Raw genomic sequence first — 19840 nt, 5'->3', positions numbered from 1 at the left:
ATGCGGAACACCGCTTTGCCTTTCGCGTAAGTTAGGGAAAATACGGGACTTTTTGCGGCGTCTGCGCACCGCCCCAGCGTGCCATCGTGTGGGGGTTTGTTGCTACAATGGTTCGTTATTTTGACTGGATGGTGCCAGCTTCTGGTGCAAGCTATCCGGCGTGACGCACTCGGTTTCCACAAAAACTATTGAGAGATCCCGCATGAGTGAAGCACATAACGAGCACGAATCCCTGATCAAAACACCCAAGCAGCTCATTGCCGCCGTCATTGCCGGTTTTCTCGTTCCCATCGTCGTCATCGTCTTGCTGGTCAATTATGTGGGCAACAATGCCCTGACCGGTGCGGGCAGCTCCGCCATGACCGAAAAAGCCATCGCCGAGCGCATTGCACCCGTGGCGCATGTCGAGGTCAAGGATGCCAACGCGCCACCCGTCTACCAGACGGGCGAACAGCTCTACAAGGCCGTTTGTGCGGCATGCCACGCCTCCGGCGCGGCTGGCGCCCCCAAAGTGGGTTCCACCGAAGACTGGGCGCCGCGCATCAAGCCCGGTTACGACGAAATGCTCAAGATTGCGCTGGCCGGCAAGGGCGCCATGCCCGCACGCGGCGGCACCAATCCGGACGACGTGACGGATTACGAGATCGGGCGCGCCATCGTCTATATGGCGAACGCTTCGGGCGGCAAGCTGCCCGAACCCGCAGAGCCGGCGAAGCCCGCTGCGGGCGCGGCGGCATCTGCCCCGGCGGCGGCCCCGAATGCCGCCTCCGGCGCCGATGCCGGCAGCGCGGCCGCTGCCGCGGCGGCAATGGCTTCGCTCAAGACCGCGGCGCCTGCCGCCGCCAGCGCCGGGGGCAACCTCGACGCGGGCAAGAAACTCTACGACACCGTGTGCATGGCCTGTCATGCCAGCGGCGTGATGAACGCACCGAAGTTCGGCGACAAGGCCGCCTGGGCCCCGCGCATCGCCACCGGCATCGACACGCTTCACAATGCCGCGATCAAGGGGCTGAACGCCATGCCGCCGAAGGGCGGTGCGGCCGGCGCGTCGGACGACGACGTCAAGGCCGCCGTGGACTACATGGTGAGTGCCGCGAAGTAAGCGCGTCGCGCAACCGGGCGTCGTAGAAAAAATCCCCGCTTCGGCGGGGATTTCTGTTATTACGCGAACCGCCTCACACCTTCACGATCATTTGCGGATCGAACGCCGGGTTCTCGACCCGTCCTTCGAAGCAATAACCGCGCGGGTTGCACAGCACACGCGTGTGGCCAACGCGATAATCGAACGAATCGTGCGTATGGCCGTGGACCCATAACGCGGCGTCGGATTGCTCGATGAGCGGGGTCAAATCCGAAATGAAGGCGGGATTGACGAGTGACCCCGCAAAGCGCGGATGAATGCTCTGCGGTGCCGGTGCATGATGTGTCACGACCACCGTCGGGCCGTCGTGCGGCGTGGCGAACGTGCGGGCCAGCCAGGCGACGTTCTCGCGGCACAGCGCTGCGCAATCGTCCGGCGTGAAGAACGGCAGGTCCGACCACGGGGCCGACGGATCGCCGATACGAATTCGCGTGAAATCGCGCACGAACTTTTGCGTCTCCTCGAGCACCGCATCGTGCTTGCCTTCGGCGTCGTACAACGCGAAGTCGCTCCACAACGTCGTGCCGACGAAGCGCACGCCATCGATCGTCACTGCGCCGCGTTCGAGCAAATGGACATTGCTGCCCGCGCTCAGACGGCGCAAGTCGGCAAGCGTGCCCGCGAGCGTCGCGCCGTAGAACTCGTGATTGCCGGGAACGTAGACCACCGGGCGCGGCAGTTGCTTCGCCCACTCGATGGCTTGTGCCGGACGGCTGATGTCGCCAGCAAGAATGGTGACGTCGGCATCGACTTCGGGAATGGCCAGCGGGGCCACCGACAAATGCAGGTCGGACAGGATATGCAGTCTCACGCACCACGCTCCTCAAAGGCTTAGGATCGGTGCCGCACACGCCACCCAGCGGTGCGCATCGGAGATGACGCCTGACGTTGCAGGAAGGTGTGGGCATTGGACCGAAATCAACGCGATACGCGTATTGTTTCGTCCGTTTTTTATCGACTATCGCCCGCCCCGCGGCGATGGTCAAGATGTCTTTGTCTTCGAAAGGACGGAGTCCTATAGTGCAACTTGACCTGATTTGACGAGAGGAGGCGAGCCTATGCGAAAAGTGATGGTTGCAGTCCTGCTTTGTTTGACCGGTCTGGCGGGAATCGTCGTGGCGTCCAGCCCGGCCACCGCGTGTGACCAGACGTCTTCGGGTAGTGGCAAGTAGCAGTTCTCGAGCAGCAAGCCAGCATTGGCTTCACGGCGTGCCTGCCGCCGCCGACAGCCCCGGTAAGGACGTCGCCGTTTCTCAGACCAGCCCCCGCACGCGGGGGCTCTTCGTTTGTGGCCCGGCGCGATCGGCTCAAGCGCCCGGCGGCGTCTTGTTCGCGCCGCCCGAGAGCATCGCCTTGAGGCTCGCGAGGCGGTCCTTGGGCGACATAGGGGCATCTTCGGGTGGCGGGGGCGGCGCTTCGTCGAGTTGCATCTCCGGCACGAAGCGCGACACTTCGCACGAATAGGTCTCACGCGCGCGCTTGCGCTTCTTGCACCACGACAGTTGCAACGTACGCTGCGCACGTGTGATGCCGACGTACATCAGGCGGCGTTCTTCTTCGATCTTCTCGGCGGTCACCTCTTCGTCCTCGCGCAGGTGCGGGAGGATGCCTTCCTCCACGCCGACGAGAAACACGTGCGGATACTCCAGTCCTTTGGACGCATGCAACGTCGACAGGCGCACGGCGTCGGGGTCGTCGCCATCGCGGCCTTCGAGCATCGACATCAGTGCGATGGTCTGCGTGAGTTCCATCAGGCTCTTGGCGTCGTCGTCCTGTTCTTCGAGCGAGTCGAGGCCGTGCGCGGTCGCGGACGCCTCACCGCGCGTGCCCTTGCGCTTCATCCATTCGAGGAATTCGAGCACGGTGGTCCAGCGCGATTGCGCCTGACGCTCGTCGAACGTGTCGTAAAGATAGGCTTCGTAGTGAATGCCTTCCATGAGATCGTCGATGACCTCGTTGGCGGGGTCGCGTGCCGCGCGCGCCGCGATGCGCTGAATGAAGTCGCAGAACGCGCGCAGCGGATCGAGCTGGCGCGGTTGCAGGCGCGCTTCGACCGCCCCCATGTAGACGGCTTCGAACAGCGACACCTTCGCCTGTCCGGCGAATCCGCCCAGCACTTCGAGCGTGGTGCTGCCCACTCCCCGGCGCGGCGTGGTCACCGCGCGAATGAAGGCGGGGTCGTCGTCCGGGTTGGCCAGCAGCCGCAGATAGGCGCACAGATCCTTGATTTCCGCCTTGTCGAAGAACGACTGGCCGCCCGAGAGCACATAGGGAATGCGTTCGCGGCGCAGTACCTGTTCGAATATGCGGGCCTGATGGTTGCCGCGATACAGGATGGCGTAGTCGCGAAACTCGGCGCGCCGCTCGAACTTGTGGGCGGACAAACGGAAAACGACCGACTCGGCTTCGTGCTCCTCGTCGTTCATCGCGGTCACGGTGATCGGATCGCCGAGGCCGTGCTCGCTCCAGAGCTTCTTTTCGAATAGCTTCGGATTCTTCGCGATGACGTTGTTCGCCGCCGTCAGAATGCGCGACGTCGAACGGTAGTTCTGTTCGAGCTTGATGACCTTGAGCGTCGGGAAGTCGACTTGCAGTTGCTTGAGGTTTTCCAGCGTCGCGCCGCGCCAGCCGTAGATCGCCTGATCGTCGTCGCCCACCGCTGTGAAGGCTGCGCGCGGTCCGGCGAGCAGCTTGAGCAGCAGGTACTGGCAGGTGTTGGTGTCCTGATATTCGTCGATCAACAGATAACGCAACTTGTTCTGCCAGCGCTCGCGCACTTCCTCGTCGCGCTCGAAGAGTTCGGCGGGCAGACGGATGAGGTCGTCGAAATCGACTGCCTGATAAGCCTGCAACGTCGCCATGTAATTGCGATAGACGAGCGCGGCCTGATGCTCATCGGCCGTCTGCGCAGCGGCAAGTGCCACTTCGGGGGTGACGAGGCCGTTCTTCCAGAGGGAGATGGCCGTCTGCACGCCGCGAATCATGGCCTTGTCGGTTGTGCCGAGCTGTTCCTGAATCAGACCGAAGCAGTCGTCGGCGTCGAGAATCGAGAACTGCGGCTTGAGACCGACGTTCTCCGCCTCGCGTCGCAGGATCTGCACGCCCAGCGAGTGAAACGTACAGATCGTGAGTTGATTGACCGGCACCTTGCGGCCTGCCTTGCCGGGTGTCGTGAGCGTCTTGCCTTCCAGTTGCTTGGCCACACGCTCGCGCATTTCGGCTGCGGCCTTGTTGGTGAAGGTCACCGCCGCGATGTGCTTCGGCTCGAATCCTTTCGCTTCGATGAGCCACGCGATCTTCTGCGTGATGACGCGCGTCTTGCCACTGCCGGCACCGGCCAGCACGAGGCAGGGGCCATCGAAATAGTGCGTGGCTTCGTTCTGGGCAGGATTGAGCGGAAAGGACGACATGGAGCGAAGGGACGGGAACGAAGGGTGAAGACGACAGCCATGGCCGCGTGCCGCATGCCGGAAGCATTCCGCCGGGGCATCGTTGCCGATCTGTCGATTCGGCGGCTCGATGCGTCGACCGGAAACGCGCATGCGCCGGGTGGTGGGCAAGTCTATCATGCAGGGGGCACCCGGCTGTGACACCCCGAGGGCGTTGCCAACGTCATTCGCATGCGCTGTGGGGCCGGCGCGACGTGTCGTCGCCTTCGACATGGGACACGCTGGCATCGACGCGGAGCGGGTGCCTATAATGAAGAACATTGCCATCGTGGTGAGGTCGCCGTGCAATGTTCAACCTGTGGGACGAATAACGCGACGCGTGCGCTGCATTGTGTGAAGTGCGGGGCAACACTCGCGGACGCCGAACCCGGTTTCCGGGATGACGGTCCGGCAGCGGCGGGCGCCCCCGGTGCGACCGGTGCCGCCGGTGCATTTGAGCCAGCGCTGGGCGCGGCGTCGTCCGTGGCGCGCGATGGTGTCGCCCATCCGTATGTCGAAGCCTCTGCCGCCGCACCTGCGGCAGGGAAGGCCGGGCAGCCGGGCAAACGCACCGGGCGCAGGCGCGGTGAAGAACCCGGTTGGCTCAACAGTGCACTGGTACTTGGCACGGCATTGTTCGCGGCCATCGCGCTGCTCGGTATCTGGTGGAATTTGCGCGCACCGTACGTCGATCCTGTGCCCAAGCCACCCGGGGGGCTGGCCGTCGCGCCTTTCAACGCCGGTGACAGCGCCCCGGTAACGCCGGCCCCGGCTAGCCCTGCAAACGACGCGTCCGCTGCGCTGGCACGCGCACAGGCGCTCGCTGCCGTGGACGCCGCGGCTTCCGGCGCCGCTGCCGACGTCGCCGCAACGACCGGCGCCGCCACACTGCCGGCGCCCGCGCCGCTCAGTGCGTCGGCTGCGACGGCGGCACTGACGGCTGCGGCAACGGCGCTGCCGTCACCCTCCTTCCCCGCACCTCCCCCCGCGACGGCACAAAATGCGCCGGACGAGATGATGCAATTGCTCAGTCGGCGAGACGGCGCTACGGCTAACTCGGCCAATGCGGCTGCAACGCGCCCGGCGGCCAACGCCGATCTGCCCGCGCATTACGACGGCAACGACATCGGCCCGCTGGCTGCCACCGAACCCCAACCGCAGGCGTCCACTGCGCTCGCCTCGGCGCCTTCGGCGGCCACTACGATTGCCGCCGCGCTGGCGCAGTGCGAACGCTATCGCTGGTTCGAAGTGATACCCAGGCAGCGCTGCGTCTGGGCCGTTTGCAACGGAAGATGGGGCAGGGACGGATGTCCGGCGGGCACCAATCCCGGGGAGTCGCGCTGACGCAGCACGCGCCGCAGATATCGGAAACCGGGTCGCATTTGCGCTAAATTGACAGCCCCCGGCTTTCCCCGTAAAGTGCGCGAGCGTGGTCGGGAGAGCGCACCGGGAAGCACATGCCGGCGCCGCCGAAGGGGTAATACCCACAAACTCTCAGGCATCAAGGACCGGCCGCGCCGAAGGCATCGCCTTCGATCTCTGGAGAGCGGTTGCGGCGTGCAGGGCACGCAGGCAGCCCACCGAAGGGGCCGGTCGTCACGTACCGGGCAATCTCTCAGGTACCAAGGACAGAGGGGTCTTCTCGCCAACTGGCATTGCGCCGGGCAAGTGCTGCGCACTTGCCGTACGCGCCAAGTGCCGGTCGTCGAGATGACCCCTTTTTGCATTTTCGGACGAAGCACAGGAGGTACTGTGACACTGTCCGGAATTCACGAACCTTGACGCCTGACGGCCAGATGCCCCGATGACCGAACTCAAACGCACTCCGCTTAACGATACGCACCGCGCAGCCGGCGCCCGCATGGTCGATTTCGGCGGCTGGGACATGCCCGTGAACTACGGCTCCCAGATCGAAGAGCACAACGCCGTTCGCACCGACGCGGGCATGTTCGACGTCTCGCACATGTGCGTGGTCGACCTGCATGGCCCGAGCTGCCGCGAATTCCTGCGCTTCGCCGTGGCCAATAACGTCGATAAGCTGCAAACCCCGGGCAAGGCGCTGTATACCTGCATGCTCAACCCGAACGGCGGTGTGATCGACGACCTCATCATCTATTTCATCGCCGAAGACTGGTTCCGCATCGTCGTGAATGCCGGGACCGCCGAGAAGGATCTCGCGTGGATCGGTCAGCTCAACGCCCACGGCGACTACAGCCTGACGATCACCCCGCGCCGCGACCTGTCGATCGTTGCCGTGCAGGGCCCGAACGCCCGCGCCAAGGTCTGGCAGGCCGTGCCGGGCAGCCAGACCGCAAGCGAACCGCTCAAACCGTTCAACGCCGCCTTCGCCAAGGACACCCCTTTCGGCGAACTGATGATCGCGCGCACGGGCTATACGGGCGAAGACGGCTTCGAAGTCGTGGTGAGTGGCGAGCACGTGGCGGCGCTGTGGAACGCGCTGCTCGCGGCGGGCGTGCGCCCGGCCGGGCTGGGCGCGCGCGACACGCTGCGTCTGGAAGCGGGCATGAACCTCTACGGGCAGGACATGGACGACGACGTCTCGCCACTCGACGCCGGGCTGGGCTGGACCGTCGAGAAGGAAAGCGAGCGCACCTTCGTCGGTAAGGATTCGCTGCTCTCGCGCGGCCAGACGTGGCGCTTCGCCGGTCTTGTGCTCGACGGCAAGGGCGGCGTGCTGCGCGCCCATCAGGTCGTGGTGACGGATGCAGGCGACGGCGAAATCACCAGCGGCACGTTCAGTCCGACCCTCCAGCAATCGATCGCGTTTGCCCGTTTGCCGAAGGGTGTGCCGGACGGTGCCATCGTCCATGTGCAAATTCGCGACAAGCAATTGCCCGCACGTGTGGTCAAATTACCGTTCGTGCGTCACGGCAAGGCCGTGGCGGCCTGAGATCGGCCCCACGGTGCGGCGGCACGAATTATCGAAAACCGAATACCCCAAACACTGAATCCCGGAGCGTCAACATGGCGAACATCCCCGATAACCTGAAGTACACCGAATCCGACGAATGGGCACGCCTCGAAGCCGACGGCACCGTGACGGTCGGCATTACCGACTTCGCACAGGAATCCCTGGGCGACATCGTGTTCGTCGAACTGCCGGAGGTCGGCCGTACGGTGGCCGCTGACGAACCATCCACCGTGATCGAATCGGTCAAGGCGGCGGCCGACGTGCACTCGCCGGTCAGCGGCGAGATCATCGAAGTCAATGCCAAAGTGCCGGACTCGCCCGACCTGATCAACGGCGACGCGTACGGCAACTGGCTGTTCCGCGTGAAGCCGTCGAACGTCGGCGAGCTGGACAAGCTGCTGGATGCCGCCGGCTACGCCCGGAAGATCGGCGCCTGATGCCGGTGCGCGGCGCGGCAAGGGCTTCGGTTCCTGCCGTGCCGTGTTTTCCGTGACATCGGCCCCAGTACTTCGTACCGAGCATCACCCCGCCGTCACTTGCCGTGAACGAACGAGAGATTTGACCCATGAATGCCTTGACTGACCTGCAAGCTGCGCGCCGCTCGCTTACCGAGCTCGAGCAGCGCGATAACTTCTCCGCGCGCCACATCGGCCCGGACTCCCCCGAACAGCAGGCCATGCTCGCCGAGCTTGGCTACGCGTCGCGCGCTGCCCTGATCGACGCTGTGGTGCCCGCCTCGATCCGCCGTAACGGCGAAGCGTTCGCCACGTCGCTCGGCGAGTTTGCCGCGTCAAAGACGGAATCGCAGGCGCTGGCGCAATTGCGCGCGCTCGCCGACCGGAATCAGGTCTTCAAGTCGTTCATCGGTCAGGGCTACTTCAACACGTTCACGCCGGGCGTGATTCTGCGTAACGTGCTCGAGAATCCGGCGTGGTACACGGCTTACACGCCGTATCAGCCGGAAATCTCGCAGGGCCGCCTCGAAGCGCTGCTCAACTATCAGCAGATGATCGTCGACATGACGGGTCTGGCAATCGCCAACGCGTCGATGCTCGACGAAGCCACGGCCGCCGCCGAAGCGATGACGCTGGTCAAGCGCACCGGCAAGTCGAAGTCGAACACCTTCTTCGTGGCCGACGACGTGCTGCCGCAAACCATCGAAGTGGTGCAAACGCGCGCCAGGCCGCTGGGCATCGAAGTGCAGGTCGGCCCGGTGGCCGCGGCTGCCGATGTCGATGCCTTCGGCGTGCTGGTGCAATACCCGGGGGTGGGAGGCGACGTGCGCGATTATCGCGCGCTGGCCGATGCGATCCATGCAAAGGGCGGCATGCTGGTCGCCGCCGCCGATCTGCTCGCACTCACGCTGCTCACGCCGCCGGGCGAGTGGGGGGCGGACGTGGCCGTTGGTAACAGTCAGCGCTTTGGCGTGCCGATGGGCTTCGGCGGCCCGCACGCCGCCTATCTGGCCACGCGCGACGAACTCAAGCGCTCGATGCCGGGCCGTCTGGTCGGCGTGTCGGTCGACTCGCAAGGCAAACCCGCGCTGCGTCTGGCGCTGCAAACGCGCGAACAGCACATTCGCCGCGAAAAGGCCACTTCGAACATCTGTACGGCACAGGCGCTGCTCGCCATCATGGCCAGCATGTACGCGGCCTATCATGGCCCGCAAGGGCTGCGAATCATCGCCGAGCGCGTGCACCGTCTGACGGCCGTGCTGGCCGCCGGTCTGAGCGCGCTGGGCGCGGCGCCGCGCAACGCCACTTTCTTCGACACGCTGACGGTGCCAGTCGCGGGCCGCGCCGACGCCGTGCACACGGTCGCCGCTGCGCGCCGCTTTAACCTGCGTCGCGAAGACGCCGACACCGTGGGCATGTCGCTCGACGAGACCAGCACGCGCGCCGACGTGATCGCGTTGTGGGAAGTTGTCGCGGAAGGTCTCGGCAAGAGTGCGGTGTCGCTCGACTTCGATGCCATCGAAGCCACCGTCTCGAACGGTTTTCCGGCGTCGCTCGCGCGTCAGAGCGCGTATCTCACGCACCCGGTGTTCAACCGTTATCACTCCGAGCATGAAATGCTGCGCTACCTGCGCAGTCTTTCGGACAAGGATCTGGCGCTGGATCGCACGATGATCCCGCTGGGCTCATGCACGATGAAGCTCAACGCCACCTCGGAAATGCTGCCGGTGACGTGGCCGGAGTTCGGACAGATCCACCCGTTCGCCCCGGCCGAGCAGACCGTCGGCTACCGCACGATGATCGACCAGCTGGAGCGGATGCTCGTTGCGGCCACGGGGTATGCCGCTGTCTCGCTGCAACCGAACGCCGGTTCGCAGGGCGAGTACGCCGGTCTGCTGATCATTCAGGCGTATCACGCCTCGCGTGGCGAAGCGCATCGCGACATCTGCCTGATTCCGGCATCGGCGCACGGCACGAACCCCGCTTCGGCGCAGATGGCCGGCATGCAGGTCGTGGTCGTCGCCTGCGACGCCAACGGCAACGTCGACCTGGCCGACCTGCAAGCGAAGGCGGAACAGCATCGTGACCGTCTCGCTGCGATCATGATGACGTACCCGTCCACGCACGGCGTGTTCGAAGCGGGGGCGCGTCAGATCTGCGAAATCGTGCATGCGAACGGCGGTCAGGTGTACGTCGACGGCGCGAACATGAATGCCATGGTCGGTCTGTGCGCGCCGGGTGAGTTCGGCGGCGACGTCTCGCACCTGAATCTGCACAAGACATTCTGCATTCCGCACGGCGGTGGTGGCCCGGGCGTGGGGCCGGTGGCGGTGGGGCCGCATCTGGCGCAGTTCCTGCCCAATCAGCGCTCGACCGGCTATTCACGCGACGCCGGCGGCATCGGCGCCGTGTCGGCCGCGCCGTACGGTTCGGTGTCGATCCTGCCGATCTCGTGGATGTACGTTGCCATGATGGGGGCGCAGGGCCTGACGGCGGCCACCGAGACGGCCATCCTGAACGCCAACTACCTCGCCAGGAAACTCGCGCCGCACTATCCGGTGCTCTATACGGGCCCGGGCGGACTGGTGGCGCACGAGTGCATTCTGGACCTGCGTCCGCTCAAGGACACCAGCGGCATTACCGTCGACGACGTGGCCAAGCGCCTGATGGACTTCGGTTTCCATGCGCCGACGATGAGCTTCCCGGTGCCGGGCACGCTGATGGTCGAGCCGACCGAGTCGGAGTCCAAGCACGAACTGGACCGCTTCATCGAGGCGATGGTCACGATTCGCGAGGAAATCCGCGCGGTCGAGGAAGGCCGTGCCGATCGCGAAGACAATCCGCTCAAGCATGCCCCGCATACGGCGGATGTCGTGACGGCCGACGAATGGGCGCACGCTTACCCCCGCAGCCAGGCTGCGTACCCGGTAAAGGCGCTGCGCGAGCGCAAGTACTGGCCGCCGGTCGGACGTGCCGATAACGTCTATGGCGACCGGAACCTGTTCTGCGCCTGCGTACCGATGAGCGATTACGAGTAACAAGCGTCGCGAAGTATCGATAAACGGGGGCCGGCAGAAACATTGCTGGCCCCTTTTTGTCTCTATCGATGTCACGCGAATGCGCCGGACCGGCGGCATTCGATGCGTCACACATACGTTTCAGAACTTCAGGAAAGTGCCATGGCCGTTTCAGTTTTCGATTTGTTCAAGATCGGTATCGGACCGTCGAGTTCGCATACCGTGGGGCCGATGCGCGCGGCACTGATGTTCGTGCAGGGATTGGACCGCGACGGACTGCTGTCGCAAGTGGCGTTGCTGCGTGCCGAGTTGTACGGCTCGCTGGGGGCCACCGGCAAGGGCCATGGCACCGACAAGGGCGTGCTGCTCGGCTTCATGGGCGAAGCCCCCGACACCGTCGATCCGTCGACGATTGCCGAGCGTCTCGCCGCGATGCGCAGGGAAAAAACGCTGTCGGTCCTCGGCAAGCACGAGGTGCCGTTCGTCGAGAAGGAGCACATGGTGTTCTACCGGCGAGAAGCGATGGCCGAGCATCCGAACGGCATGAAATTTCACGCGTTCGATGCGGCCGGCAACAAGCTTCGCGAGGGGCGTTACCTGTCGGTCGGCGGCGGTTTCGTGGTGACGGCCGGCGCCTCGAATGCGCAGGTGCTCTCGGCGCACGATCAACTGCCGTATCCGTTCCGCACGGGCAAGGAACTGTTGGAGATGTGCCGGGCCAGCGGCAAGACCATCGCCCAACTGATGTGGGAAAACGAGTTGGTATGGCATCACGGCGAGAACGCCGAGGCCGACATTCGCCACGGGTTGCTCAACATCTGGAACGTGATGCAGTCATGCGTGACGCGCGGTTGCGGCATTGGCAACGCGCAAGCCGACGGCGAACTGCCAGGGCCGCTGCACGTGCGCCGCCGCGCGCCGGAACTGTACCGCCAATTGACGCAACGCGCCGAGCGCACGCTGTCCGATCCACTGTCGGTAATGGACTGGGTGAACCTGTACGCAATCGCCGTCAACGAAGAGAATGCGGCCGGCGGCCGTGTCGTTACCGCGCCGACGAATGGCGCCGCGGGCATCATCCCCTCGGTGCTGCATTATTACGACCGCTTCGTGCATGGCGCGAACGAGCAGGGCGTGATCGACTTTCTGCTCACGGCCGGCGCCATCGGCATTCTGTACAAGCTCAACGCGTCGATTTCGGGGGCCGAAGTCGGCTGTCAGGGCGAAGTCGGTGTGGCGTGCTCGATGGCGGCGGGCGCGCTTGCGGCCGTGCTGGGCGGCACGGTGGAGCAGGTCGAGAACGCCGCCGAGATCGGCATGGAACACAACCTCGGCCTGACGTGCGATCCGGTCGGCGGGCTCGTACAGATTCCATGTATCGAGCGCAACGCCATGGCTTCGGTCAAGGCGGTGAACGCTGCGCGCATGGCACTGCGCGGCGATGGCGCCCACTACGTGTCGCTCGACTCCGTCATCAAGACGATGCGCGAGACCGGTGCCGACATGAAGACGAAGTACAAGGAAACGGCGCGTGGCGGACTGGCGGTGAATATCGTCGAGTGCTAAGCGCGTTCTGCGTAGGAACATCAAAGCCGCACGGTTTTCGCCGTGCGGTTTTTTTCTTTTTGAGACCCGCATTGTCGGCTTCGCGAGCGTGGTTCGCGAAGTTCGGGCATTTCCCAGACCTCTTTCGGACGCTTGCCTAGAGAATAGCGGGCTTGACGTCTTTACTGCCACGCACGATATGGCGTTGCGCGGCCGTGACGTGACTGAGAGAGAGGGCACGGACAATGCGAAAGAAGCAAACAGGCGCATTCCTGATTTCGGCCGCGATTGCGGTCGCCATCCTTGGCGTACTGATCTCGTTCTGGGGCGTGAATTACGCGCGTCAGATGCGAATCGAGCGGGCCGAGCGCATCGGCGAGGCGCTCAAGATCGTCGGCGACAAAGTGCAGAGCTTCGTCGTCGAACATCATCATGAGATCGATGCACTGCTACGCAGCCAGAACGGGACGTTTGACGTGGGGGGCGTGACATTCCATCACGCAACGGATTCGAACGGTGCTTACGTCGGCAATCTCACGGCCGCCACGCTGATCGAGGCGACGCACGCGACGGGTATCGGTGAGCGTCCGCCGGGGAACGTGGGGGATTACGTGATTCGGATTTATCTCGGATGCGATACACAGCAAACGAACTGCAACGTCGAAACCCTGACGTACATCGAGAAGCCGATTGCAAAGTCCTATTCGTCGGAACCGGATATGGATGCGGCGGCTATTGCTGCGCGCAAGATCGGCATGTTAGGCGGAGTTTCACAGGCCGACGGGGGGCACGCGTTTCGATTTCTCGAGACTAATGGACGCAGCGGTACTGTCGAGAATTTCGCGACGACAGGAGGCCTCGTTGCCATGCGCGGCGGATATTCGTCCAGTGCGGCGGACGTCTACCTTCGTCGCGATGGTTCGCGGGCCATGACCGGCGATCTCAAGATGGATAAACACGCCATCGTCGGCGCGGGAAAGATCGCGGGACAGTCTCTCGAGGTAGCGAGTGCGACCGTGACCGGCCCGGTGGACATGGGCGGTGCCACGATAAGAGGCACGCTGAATCTGACGACCGATCCGAAGACCATGGCGCAAAGCAATATTGTCGGGGCAGGGAACATCGAGGGAGACGGAACGCTGAAGATGCGGGGTATCGATGTCACTACCGCGCAGGTCAAGGGTCCGCTGAGCGCGAGCAGCGTGAAGGTCGACGGCAAGGTGAGTGCAGACAACGCAGAGACCAGGACGATGAAATCCGGATCGATTTCCGCCGATACGGTCACAACGACGAAGGCCTTGAAATCGGGATCGGGTGTCGTCGTGCTGGAGAAGGAGTACAGCGTTGGCGGCGCTTGTGGTGGCGTCGGCGGCATCGATGGTTCTGTATCGAACGGTATTGCACTCGACGCTGGCGGCCGGGTGCTCTCTTGTCAGGGCGGGGTCTGGAAACTGGCGAGTGCGCCGAAAAGCATCACCGAGGTACCGGATCCCATCATTCAGGTCATTCGAAAGAATGAGGCAATGTGGCTCTCCGTTTTCAAGCCGGGCCGGAATCAGGGGATGAGCCGTGTCGAAGGCGCGCTGGCCTGTGCGCATGTCGACATGTCGCGAAGTGACCTGACGTCTCAGGCATTCCTCATGGCTGGCGGTAATGTGGGCAGCCCTGAGATTACGTTGATGTCCGACGGCTCGATATCGTTTTACAGGAGCGGACTTGGGGTTGCCGTTGCGTGTCTATCGCGATCGTCACGGGTAAAAGGGCGCGTGTATTCGATGACCGGCCCCAGTTCCTGGACCTATCTCACCGTTGCGCCGCGTGAACAGTTCGCGAGCGATTCCTTCGAGTTCCAGGACAGGGCCGCCGCCATATTTACGCGTCGCCCGCAAGAGCACATCGTGATGGGCATCTGGAACTACGCGTGGGCCAATTGCAGCGGTAGCTATCGGAGCCGTATGAAAGGTGCGCTGGCATGCACAGTGACGGAGCGGTCCTGGTGCTATGCGACGTCCGGAGGTTCCAAACGGGCCTCTGTTGAGATCGATACCGACGGAACGCCCATCGTCGACTTTGGCAATACCTATGGCGAAGTGACCTGCGCTTTTCCAACGAAGGCAGACGCACTGGCGGCAGGCTTCTCGATATGCAATTACGACGGCAATAACTGTGCATCCAAATGGTGACCGCAACCGTGGTGCCAGTTCGATGCCTGTACGGATCAAAACGCCTCTCTGTCACCCGCCGAACGCCCATATGTCCGTCACATGAATGCCACATTCCCCAGTTAATCTACTCACCGATGTCTCCTTGCCTTGTCTTTGAGCCGCCCGGCGAATGCCGCGCGGCTTTTTTATTGCCGGCCGCTTATGCGTGACCTGCGCGTAGGAATAAACGCAAAGTGCAGCGACTTTTTGTCGAATTCGCCGAATTCTTGCGATTCTCCGTCCCTTGCCGCTCATTCCCGAGGGGCAGTCAGTGGGTTCGGTGATTGCGACAGGAGACGCTATCCATGGAGAGTTGGCTCAAATCGGCGGTCGATGCCATCGGCGGGGTGCTGGGCGGTTATCCCCTTGTGATTGCCCTGCTGGGGGCGGGTTTGTATTTCACGCTGCGCTTTGGCGGGATTCAGTTTCGCGCGCTCGCGCACAGCGTTGCGCTGCTGCGCACGTCCGGCGCGGCTTCCGGCATTTCGCCGTTTCAGGCATTTGCCACCGGGCTGGCGAGTCGCATTGGGACCGGCAATATTGCCGGTGTGGCGATGGCGCTGACCATCGGCGGGCCGGGCGCGATTTTCTGGATGTGGATGACGGCGTTGCTCGGTATGGCCTCGGCATTCGTCGAATCGACGCTCGCGCAGATCTTCAAGATTTCCCATCGCGACGAGACCTTTCGGGGAGGCCCGGCGTACTACATCCAACTCGGACTCGGATCGCGCAAGTTCGGCATCGTGTTCGCCATTGCCCTGCTCTATACCTTTGGCTTTGCGCTCAACTCGGTGCAGTCGCACTCGATTGCCGAGGCGCTCGAAGCCTCGTTCGGCTGGGACCGGCAGTGGATCGGTATTACGCTGGTCATTCTCACGGCACCGATCATCTACGGCGGTGTGCGACGCGTCGCGCGATTCGCGCAATGGCTCGTGCCGGTCATGGCCATCGCGTATCTCAGCCTTGCCGTGTTCGTCTGTATCGCGCACATGCACGAGATCCCCGGCATGATTTCGATGATCTGGCGTCACGCCTTCGGCCTGGAGCCGGCGGCGGGCGGGATTGCGGGCTATGCCGTGAGTCAGGCGGTGCTCATGGGAGTGAAGCGCGGTCTGTTCTCGAATGAAGCCGGCATGGGCAGTGCGCCGAATGCCGCCGCGGTGGCCACGACGAAGCATCCGGTGCAGCAGGGACTGATGCAGATGCTCGGCGTGTTTTTCGACACCGTCGTCGTTTGCTCGGCCACGGCCTTCATGATCCTGCTCTCGGGGCAGGTCACGCCGGGCGGCGCTCCGGAAGGGGCTGTCCTCACGCAGCGCGCGCTCGCCATGCATTTCGGCGACTGGGCTGTCGTCTTCACGGGGATCACGGTGTTCGTTCTTGCGTATTCCAGCGTGCTGGGCAATTACGCCTATGCGGAAGTGAACATGGATTACATGACGCAGCGTCCGTGGCTGCTCAATGTCTTCCGCGCCCTCGTGCTGCTCGCCGTCATGCTGGGGTCGGTGGCCAGTCTGCCGCTGGTGTGGAGCTTTGCAGACGTCGGCACGGCACTGATGGCGTTCATCAACCTTGTCGCTATTGCGCTGCTGATGAAATTTGCGCTGGTCGCATGGCGGGACTATCAGCGTCAGCGCAAGGCGGGGGTCGCAGAGCCGGTTTTCACGCGTGACGTGATGCCACCGCCGTTGCGCGAGCGGTTGCCGCAGGACGTGTGGTGACACCCGCATTGTCACCGCACGCGAATGCGCGCGAGCGGTGAAGACACAAGGGCCGGTGAGTCATCCTCACCGGCCCTTGTCGTTTGCCACGTGAATCGTTATCGGATCCGTGCCGAAGGCTTACTTGCCGCCGACGGTCTCCAGCACGGTCCACTTGCCATCGGCCACCTTGTACAGCGTGATCGAGCCGTACTTCAGGTCGCCCTGAGCATCGTAGGCCAGTTCGCGCGTGGTCACACCAGGCATGCTCGTTTTGGCCAGTACCGGCAGATACTTGGCCGGATCGGTCGAGTTGGCCTTCTTCATGGCCGACATCATGGCCATGGCGCCGTCATAGGCGTACGGCGAGTACGTTTCCGGTGCGGCACCGAACTTGGCCTTGTAGCGCGACTCGTAAGCGGCGCCCCCAGGCATCTTGTCGAGCGGCAGACCAGCGAGTGAGACGACCGAACCGTTGGCGGCGTCGCCAGCGATCTTCAGGAAGGCGTCCGACTTGACCATTTCGCCGGCCATCAGCGTGGCCTTGATGCCCAGCTCACGCATTTGCTTGGCGAGCGGGCCGGCCTGTGCGTCGGCACCGCCGTAGAAGACCACATCCGGGTTGGAGCGCTTGAGGTTGGTCAGAATGGCGCGGAAGTCCACGGCCTTGTCGTTGGCGAACTCACGGCGCACGATCTTGCCGCCGGCAGCCTTCGCGGCCTTTTCGAATTCGTCTGCGAGGCCCTGACCGTAAGCAGTACGGTCGTCGACGATGGCGATGTTCTTGAAGCCCAGCTTCTTGACGGCAAACGTGCCGACGACGGAACCCTGCTGGATGTCCGACGTCATCATGCGGAAGGTCGTCTTGAAGCCTTGCTTGGTGTATTCCGGCGCCGTCGCCATGGCGATTTCGGGAATGCCGGCTTGTGCGTAGATGCGCGAAGCGGGGATCGTCGTGCCGGAGTTGAAGTGGCCGAGCATGCCCTTGATGCCGTTGTCGACCAGCTTCTGCGCGACCAGCGAGCCCTGACGCGGGTCGGCCTGATCGTCTTCGGCCTGCAACACGAACTTCACCGGCTTGCCGTCGATGGTCGGCTTGGTGGCGTTGTATTCGTCGACGGCCAATTGAATGCCGTTCTGCATGTCTTTGCCATAGTGGGCCTGTGCGCCCGTGAGCGGTGCGGCAAAACCCAGCTTCACTTCCTGCGCCTGTTGCGCATTGGCTGCGCCAAACGCGAGCAGCCCGGCGACTGCGACGGCGCTAGCCGTAAGCTTCGATTGCATCAACCCTCTCCTTGCATGTGTTTGTCGTTGAGCGGCGTGTCTGCGGGATCGCCGTAGCACACCTTTCTTGAAACGCCGTCTGTACCAGGCCGGTTGACCCGGGACGGCATTCATCGCAATCAAACGCAAAATGCGTCCGACGCGGCAGTATTGGATGGCTGCACGCGCCGGTCAAGAGGGAGAAGTTCCGATAGAAGGTGCTACCGGCTTATGGCGAAGGTTGCGCCGCGGGGGCTTCGGTGCCACCGCTGCCGCCGGCAATGTCGGCGCCGGTGGTCCGGCCGTCCTGAATTTCCTTCAGACGGGTTTCGGCAGCAGCGTAGCGCGCCAGTACCCCGGCGCTCGGGGCACGGTCCAGACGGCTCACGACATACAACGCCAGCGCCCCGAACCCGAATCCCGGCACGATTTCGTACAGGTCGAACCAGCCGAACTGTTTCCAGATCAGTACCGTGGCGGCACCGACGACGATGCCGGCGAGCGCCCCGTTGCGGGTGACGCGCGGCCACAGCAGCGTCGCGAGCACCAGCGGGCCGAAGGCGGCGCCAAAGCCCGCCCACGCGTAGCTCACCATGCCGAGCACGCGGCTTTCCGGATCGAGCGCCAGCAGCGCGGCGACCACAGCCACGGTCAGCACCATGGCGCGGCCGATCCACACCAGGCGGCGCTGGCTTACGGGCCCGCGCGCAAACGTCTTATAGAGGTCTTCGGTCAAGGCACTGGAGCACACCAGCAACTGGCACGACAGCGTGCTCATCACGGCGGCGAGAATCGCGGCGAGCAGTACGCCGGCCAGCCACGGGGTGAAGAGTTGCGTGGTCAGCGCGATGAAAATCGTCTCCGAGTTGGCGTTCACACCAGCGCCGAGTTCCGGCCGGGCGCTGTAGTACGCCAATCCGAAGAAGCCCACTGCCACCGCGCCCGTCAGGCACAGCACCATCCACGTCATGCAGATGCGGCGCGCCTTGGGAATCGCTGCCGCCGAGCGGGCCGCCATGAATCGCACGAGAATGTGCGGCTGACCGAAATAGCCGAGGCCCCAGGCGAGCAAGGACAGTACGCCGACCGGTGCGAGATCGCCGAACCAGTCGGTGTGAGCGGGGTGCAGCGCCGTGACGGCGTCGATTGCCGTGAGCGGGCCGCCGTCGATGGCGATCACCGCAATCGGCGTGACGACCAGCGCTGCGAACATCAGCGAGGCCTGCACCGTGTCGGTCCAGCTCACCGCGAGAAAGCCACCGATGAATACGTAGGCGATGGTCGCCACCGCGCCGATCCACAACGCGGTGTGGTAATCGAGGCCGAACATCGTTTCGAACAGCCGTGCACCGGCGACGACGCCCGACGCGCAGTAGACGGTGAAGAAGATCAGGATCACGAGCGCCGTGACGATGCGCAGCACATGGCTGCGGTCGTCGAAACGTTGCGTGAGGTATTCGGGCAGCGTGAGTGCATTACCGCAGACTTCCGTATGCACGCGCAGGCGGGCCGCCACTAGACGCCAGTTGGCCCAGGCACCGACCGCGAGTCCGATGGCGATCCAGACCCCCGATAGACCGCCCACGTAAATGGCGCCGGGCAGACCTAGTAGCAGCCAGCCGCTCATGTCGGAGGCGCCGGCGGAGAGCGCGGTGACGAAACTGCCGAGGCGGCGTCCGCCGAGGATGTAATCGGAGAGGTTGTTGGTTTGCCGGTAGCCTAGCCAGCCGATCACCAGCATCAAAAGCAAATAGACGGTGAACGACACCGCCGTGGGGTTCCATACGGACATGTTGCCTCCTTGTGCGGCGCGGACGTGCGTCGGTGCCTGACTTCCGGCATGACGAAAGCGGCGCTACGCGTGTCGACGACCGCAGTGGCCGGCGATGCATGTCGCCGGCGCGGGTTGACCGCTCTATGACGGTGAGACGCGTTATATGTCGGGGGCGGGCGCGAAGATACCGCGAAATCGCTCAAACGGCGCATGTACGCATCTAGCGGCTCGGCAGGGAATCGTCGGTGACGACAAGGTTGTGCGGGCTTCACGGGCCGCGCTGATGGCGGGCATGACGCTGCTCAACGAAAGCGGCGTGAAAAGGGCGTGATAAGGACGCGAAAAGGACGCGAAAAGGGCGTGAAAACCCGGCGGAGTGCG

Annotated in this window: 12 protein-coding genes and 2 riboswitches; of the genes, 8 read left to right on the top strand and 4 right to left on the bottom strand. The window is 63.8% G+C overall.

Annotated elements, in window-relative coordinates; genetic code table 11:
• Window positions 1–202 precede the first annotated feature (202 nt).
• Window positions 203–1102 (top strand): c-type cytochrome, encoded by a 900-nt coding sequence (locus AB870_RS22260; protein ID WP_047906322.1) that lies wholly within the window; start codon window positions 203–205, stop codon window positions 1100–1102.
• Window positions 1103–1175: 73 nt separating this feature from the next.
• On the opposite strand, the gene AB870_RS22255 is transcribed toward AB870_RS22260, so the two are convergent.
• Window positions 1176–1952 carry a metallophosphoesterase gene (locus AB870_RS22255; protein WP_047906321.1) on the bottom strand — a complete coding sequence of 259 codons (777 nt, stop codon included), beginning with the start codon at window positions 1950–1952 and terminating at the stop codon, window positions 1176–1178.
• A gap of 496 nt (window positions 1953–2448) precedes the next feature.
• Complete coding sequence (locus AB870_RS22250) at window positions 2449–4551, bottom strand: UvrD-helicase domain-containing protein (protein WP_047906320.1); 2103 nt, start codon at window positions 4549–4551, stop codon at window positions 2449–2451.
• Window positions 4552–4872: 321 nt separating this feature from the next.
• On the opposite strand from AB870_RS22250, the gene AB870_RS22240 reads away from it, so the two are divergent.
• The 7 genes from AB870_RS22240 to AB870_RS22210 all read left to right on the top strand — a co-directional run bounded on the left by AB870_RS22240 (window position 4873) and on the right by AB870_RS22210 (window position 16443).
• Window positions 4873–5913 (top strand): zinc finger Ran-binding domain-containing protein, encoded by a 1041-nt coding sequence (locus AB870_RS22240; RefSeq protein ID WP_157112403.1) that lies wholly within the window; start codon window positions 4873–4875, stop codon window positions 5911–5913.
• 80 nt (window positions 5914–5993) lie between these two features.
• Window positions 5994–6090, top strand: a riboswitch (glycine riboswitch).
• A gap of 8 nt (window positions 6091–6098) precedes the next feature.
• A riboswitch (glycine riboswitch) is annotated at window positions 6099–6211 on the top strand.
• A 162-nt stretch (window positions 6212–6373) separates the two neighbouring features.
• Window positions 6374–7480 (top strand): glycine cleavage system aminomethyltransferase GcvT, encoded by a 1107-nt coding sequence (gcvT, locus tag AB870_RS22235; protein WP_047906318.1) that lies wholly within the window; start codon window positions 6374–6376, stop codon window positions 7478–7480.
• A gap of 74 nt (window positions 7481–7554) precedes the next feature.
• Window positions 7555–7938, top strand: coding sequence for a glycine cleavage system protein GcvH (gcvH, locus tag AB870_RS22230; RefSeq protein WP_047906317.1), 384 nt, complete (start codon window positions 7555–7557; stop codon window positions 7936–7938).
• A 128-nt stretch (window positions 7939–8066) separates the two neighbouring features.
• Window positions 8067–10994: an aminomethyl-transferring glycine dehydrogenase gene (gene gcvP / locus AB870_RS22225; RefSeq protein WP_047906316.1), complete on the top strand. Its 2928-nt coding sequence runs from the start codon at window positions 8067–8069 to the stop codon at window positions 10992–10994.
• A 141-nt stretch (window positions 10995–11135) separates the two neighbouring features.
• Window positions 11136–12539, top strand: coding sequence for an L-serine ammonia-lyase (locus tag AB870_RS22220; RefSeq protein WP_047908564.1), 1404 nt, complete (start codon window positions 11136–11138; stop codon window positions 12537–12539).
• 224 nt (window positions 12540–12763) lie between these two features.
• Window positions 12764–14701 carry a hypothetical protein gene (locus tag AB870_RS22215; RefSeq protein ID WP_047906315.1) on the top strand — a complete coding sequence of 646 codons (1938 nt, stop codon included), beginning with the start codon at window positions 12764–12766 and terminating at the stop codon, window positions 14699–14701.
• A gap of 326 nt (window positions 14702–15027) precedes the next feature.
• Window positions 15028–16443, top strand: coding sequence for an alanine/glycine:cation symporter family protein (locus AB870_RS22210; RefSeq protein ID WP_047906314.1), 1416 nt, complete (start codon window positions 15028–15030; stop codon window positions 16441–16443).
• A gap of 120 nt (window positions 16444–16563) precedes the next feature.
• Here the strand turns inward: AB870_RS22210 and AB870_RS22205 are convergent, their stop codons facing one another.
• Together AB870_RS22205 and putP are read right to left on the bottom strand one after the other, a co-directional pair.
• The gene (locus AB870_RS22205; protein ID WP_047906313.1) at window positions 16564–17706 is read right to left on the bottom strand and encodes a branched-chain amino acid ABC transporter substrate-binding protein; all 1143 of its coding nucleotides are present in this window, start codon (window positions 17704–17706) and stop codon (window positions 16564–16566) included.
• Window positions 17707–17914: 208 nt separating this feature from the next.
• Window positions 17915–19477, bottom strand: coding sequence for a sodium/proline symporter PutP (gene putP / locus AB870_RS22200; protein WP_047906312.1), 1563 nt, complete (start codon window positions 19475–19477; stop codon window positions 17915–17917).
• Between the last annotated feature and the right edge of the window lie 363 nt (window positions 19478–19840).

The organism is Pandoraea faecigallinarum (assembly GCF_001029105.3).
GTDB classification, from domain to species: Bacteria; Pseudomonadota; Gammaproteobacteria; order Burkholderiales; family Burkholderiaceae; genus Pandoraea; species Pandoraea faecigallinarum.
The sequence above is the reverse complement of the archived record's forward strand: the minus strand, read 5'-3'. Positions and strand labels throughout refer to the sequence as shown.